Source organism: Pseudomonas sp. P5_A2_2 (assembly GCF_054177685.1).
The window spans coordinates 1-3926 of the sequence record NZ_JBGCUL010000413.1; the positions used below are offsets into that span (position 1 = coordinate 1).

Genomic DNA, 3926 nt, shown 5'->3' on the forward strand with positions numbered 1-3926 from the left:
ATCAACATGGCCGCCGGACAAGATTCTTCGCCACGCGCAACTGGACGGCCATCAACATGGCCGCCGGACAAGATTCTTCGCCACGCGCAACTGGACGGCCAGTGGCTTTGTTGGGAGCGCCACTGGGATGATGGCGTTCTCGAGGCGGAGGCACTCGCAAAGGCCGAAGAGGAGGCGCGCAGGCTGGTAGATCTCGCACCGGAAGGCTACTTGATGCCGGACGGATTGACCCCGATGCAGAGATCGGAGAGTGTCCTGCATTGGGTGATCAAGGAGATGCTGGCTGCGGCCGGCCAGCTACTCACACCGGCTGTCCATGAAGTCATCACTCAGCGCATGCCAAACGGACGTGACGAGAAGCGTGCGGTCTCGATTCCGGCCATGACGCTGGAACTGTCCGACGTTCGAGTTGAATACAACTTGGGTGGCATGGTCCCCGACGTCATGTGCCAAGCCGTTGACAGTGCAACGCGATTCGCGCCGATGGAATTGATGGTCGAGGTCGCAGTGACGCACCGGGTCGGTGATACGAAACGAGCACTGGTCCAAGAGCGCGGCTTAGGCTGCATAGAGTTCGACATCGACTTGGTCAATGTCGGTGGACGCATGACGACGGCGCGGCTGAAGTCGATGGTCTTAGGCGACCCGACGAACAAGAGGTGGATCAATCACCCGGAACTGCAACGACAACGGGCTCGCGCGCTTGAAGGGCTTGCGATCGCTTCCGCCCAGATCGAAGAAGAGCTCATCCAGTCGCGGCGAAGGACGGACTGGTTTCGCGGGATTCCTGTTGCGCAAGCGCTGCAAGAATATCTTGGCGCCCTTCGCGAGAGTTGGCTCGGGCGCAGCTGCGTGGCAGGCGATGGAAGTGCCTGGCGCCCGGAGGAGATGGCGGCGCTTCTCAAGGAGCGAGGCGTTAAGCAACTCGGCGATCGCGAGTTCTCCGGCGCGGGCGGCATCCTGCAGAGGCTGGACCGCATTCGAGCGGCCGCACTTGCAAGCAGGCCGGCCGGGCTCTCGTATGAAGCGCTGCGTGGTGCTCTCGAAGGACAGGGCGACGAAAGACGTTTCGCCAGCCTAATCCTGCTGGCCGTTCACGCATACCGTCCGTCAATGGCAGATCACGATGCAGCGGCCCTGGCCGCCTGTCGAGAGCAGATCACGCAATCGATCCGGGACGGCGAGACCGCTTTCGCGCGTCCGTCCACGTGGGACGAGGTGCTCGGGACGCTCTTCCCCGAGATGGCGCGCGGGCTGAGTCAAGAATTTGGCACGACCGCCTATGCCGACAAGGGTCGACGAGCCAACCGAGAGGCGCAACGCTTGGCCGACGCAGAGACGAGAGATGTTGAAGCTGCGCGACGTGCGCAAGCACAAGAAAAACTGAACGCAAAAGCACTGAGCGATGAAATCGAAGCGGCATTGGACTCGATCCCTGCGCGATTGATATGGACCGAGATGGATGGCAGCATTCCGATGGACGTCGCAACCGCTGTTCGATTCGTTCGCGACTGGCGTACTCGAAGCGCCAATTCGAGTGCGGAGCGGGATCGCGACGTGGTCGAATCCGCGTGGGAAGCGCGAGCGAAAGGTTTGTCTATCCGTGCCTGGATTGAGACCCGCAAGCCCGGCGATGCTGGCGAAGTCCGACAACTGAGTCGATTGCTCGAGGCGTCATGGCTTGCATATGGCGCTAGGTAGTCTGCCTATTGAGCGCCCCAAGGACACCGCCTCGCGGCGCCCGTCCCCCGCGCGGATCAAGCAAAGAGGCAAATCCACATTTGCTTGAGAGGACGCTGCGGGCTGTCTGGCCGCGGGACGCCATGGCGGTCGTGCGCACCCGTACGCCAGACGCTCTGACGGGTCTCCAGTAAAGCCTTCCTCGATCCGTCGGGCCGACATCAGGCACGGCGCCGGCGTGCTCCGTGCGTATCGCACGTTGGCTTGGGGAGGCGCCGACGAGGCGGTGAGTCCCGCCGCGACCGACCGACAAGGCGCGAGCCCGAAGCGGGCACCGAGTAATCCTCACTTTGTGCGTCCGAGCGCATTCGCAGGGCGACGACTGTCTCACGGCCTCTTGCGAACATTGATTGCTTTCCAGATGCTTAGAAATGTCGAAAAGCGTCGATTTGAGGCGATTCCATCGCCCAGCAATGTAGGGGTTTCACGCGCACAAAATATCAACTATGGTAACTTTCTGGGCGGCATCGACTTACGCAAGTCGAACTAGTAAATGCCATCAGGACACAAAGTATCACTAATTGATAACAGAGAGTTACATGAACCGCTTTCAAGAAGCCTGCCTTGGGATTGATTGCCGCAATGTTTGTCGGCCGGGGTTTCGTGTTGAGCGTCGCCCTCTACTCGAGTTCGCCAACTTGAGTGAAGGAATCAGCGTGGCGGCGGGGCGCGAATGGATTTCACGCAGCGACGCCCCACTCGACCAGATCGCTGGACAGGTCGGCGCCAAGGCTGGAGGTTGAGCATGCAAGCACAAGTTCACTTCGCAGCTCCGGCGACGAAGCGCTACGTGTCATGGGCTGACCGCATATTCAACCCATGGTTGTCGCAGGCGCGCAGCGTCAGTTGCGCCCGCGGCAACGTCGCAGGCCTGATGCATGACGCCATCGTTGGTGACGAGCGGGCTGCGGCGTCCTGGAACGAGAGCGCCGAGGCATTCGCGTTTGGTCACGAAGGACGCCGGCAACGCGTCTTCGCCGGCCCCTGGTGTCACGCCCTGGCCAGTGGCGTCGGCGAAATCGAGCGAAGCCGGTTCTGGTCGCTCGTGCGCAGAACACCGGAGTTGGACTGGATGGTCCTGACGAGCGGCCCATCGGACATAGCGGCAGCCCTGCCGCCCGACTGGGGTGCGGGCTACGACAATGTCTGGATCGGTGCCAAAGTGTCGGGGCCTGAGAGTGCATGCCATGGCCTGGCGCAACTCAGGCGCATTCCGGCGAAGCTGCGATTCATTCTGGCGACACCGGTGCTCGACGACCTCGGTGACCTTGACCTCAGAGGCATCAGCTGGGTGATCATCAGCTCCGAGACGGGTGCATCAGCACCCGCCCTCGATTGGGTCATGTCAGTGAAGTTACAAGCGATGTACTGGGGCATTCCAGCCTGGCTGGAGACCCCGCACGTTTTAGGTCTCAAGTCGGCCCCTTACGCGGTTCAAGAGCATCCGCGCACGGCGCGCTAGAAAGGTCAGGCAAGCCCATGCGCGGACTCTTGCAGTCACTATTCGAATTCTTGGCGGCACACAGGGTCCCGAACCGCGCCGAGCACGAACGGCAGCGAGGATTTCAACGCGCGGCGTTGGGGCTACTCATCGTCCCCCTCGGCCTCTGGATCGGGCAGCAGCTTGGAGCGACAGAGCAACCAGTCCTGAGCTTGATTCCGCTTATTACCATTTGCTACTCACTGGCCAGCCTTGGCTATCTGGTGCTGCTTCGGGTGCGCCCGCACGGGGGTGTTGCAGCCCAGTATCTCTTTCTGATCCTAGATCCCCCCATCACGGTCTTGATGATCGTGTACGAGCCCAAGGTATTCGGCTGGCTGTCTGTGTTGCTGCTCGTCATCGTCGCGCGCTGCGGATTTCGCTTTGGTATGCGCGTGTTTGCGTTGGAATGGGCATGCGCGACTGCGAGCGTCGCAGTGGCGTTGTCGACGACGGGGTTCCTGAATCTCCACGGCGCAACGGCCACGTTCATCGCCGCTTGCCTGGGCTTGGGCGTACCGCTGTTCATCCCTTTGATTCGCATGCAACACAGGTCGCGCGAACTCGACCTCCGGCAAGTGAAGCTGGAAACGATGGCTCAGAGCGTCGCCGCGAAAAGCGAGTTCTTGTCGAAAGTGAGCCACGAACTCCGGTCACCGCTGCAGGCGATCTTGTCGACGCTCGATCTTTTCGAGTTGCGCTACGA

The 3926-nt window shown here is 61.2% G+C and carries 3 protein-coding genes and 1 pseudogene; all 4 read left to right on the forward strand.

Features of this window, described 5'->3' with window-relative positions:
* Positions 1 to 1701: hypothetical protein (locus ACXRVY_RS19470; RefSeq protein ID WP_458238020.1), on the forward strand; the 1701-nt coding region annotated here is incomplete at its 5' end.
* 578 nt (positions 1702 to 2279) lie between these two features.
* Positions 2280 to 2483 (forward strand): hypothetical protein, encoded by a 204-nt coding sequence (locus ACXRVY_RS19475; protein ID WP_458238021.1) that lies wholly within the window; start codon positions 2280 to 2282, stop codon positions 2481 to 2483.
* Positions 2484 to 2485: 2 nt separating this feature from the next.
* Positions 2486 to 3202 carry a DUF5131 family protein gene (locus tag ACXRVY_RS19480; RefSeq protein WP_458238022.1) on the forward strand — a complete coding sequence of 239 codons (717 nt, stop codon included), beginning with the start codon at positions 2486 to 2488 and terminating at the stop codon, positions 3200 to 3202.
* Positions 3203 to 3219: 17 nt separating this feature from the next.
* Positions 3220 to 3926 (forward strand): annotated as a pseudogene (locus ACXRVY_RS19485) (hypothetical protein); the annotation flags it as partial.

Coding starts and splice junctions, on each gene's coding strand:
- ACXRVY_RS19475 (WP_458238021.1), top strand. CDS start 2,280: ATGAACCGCTTTCAAGAAGCCTGCCTTGGGATTGATTGCCGCAATGTT.
- ACXRVY_RS19480 (WP_458238022.1), top strand. CDS start 2,486: ATGCAAGCACAAGTTCACTTCGCAGCTCCGGCGACGAAGCGCTACGTG.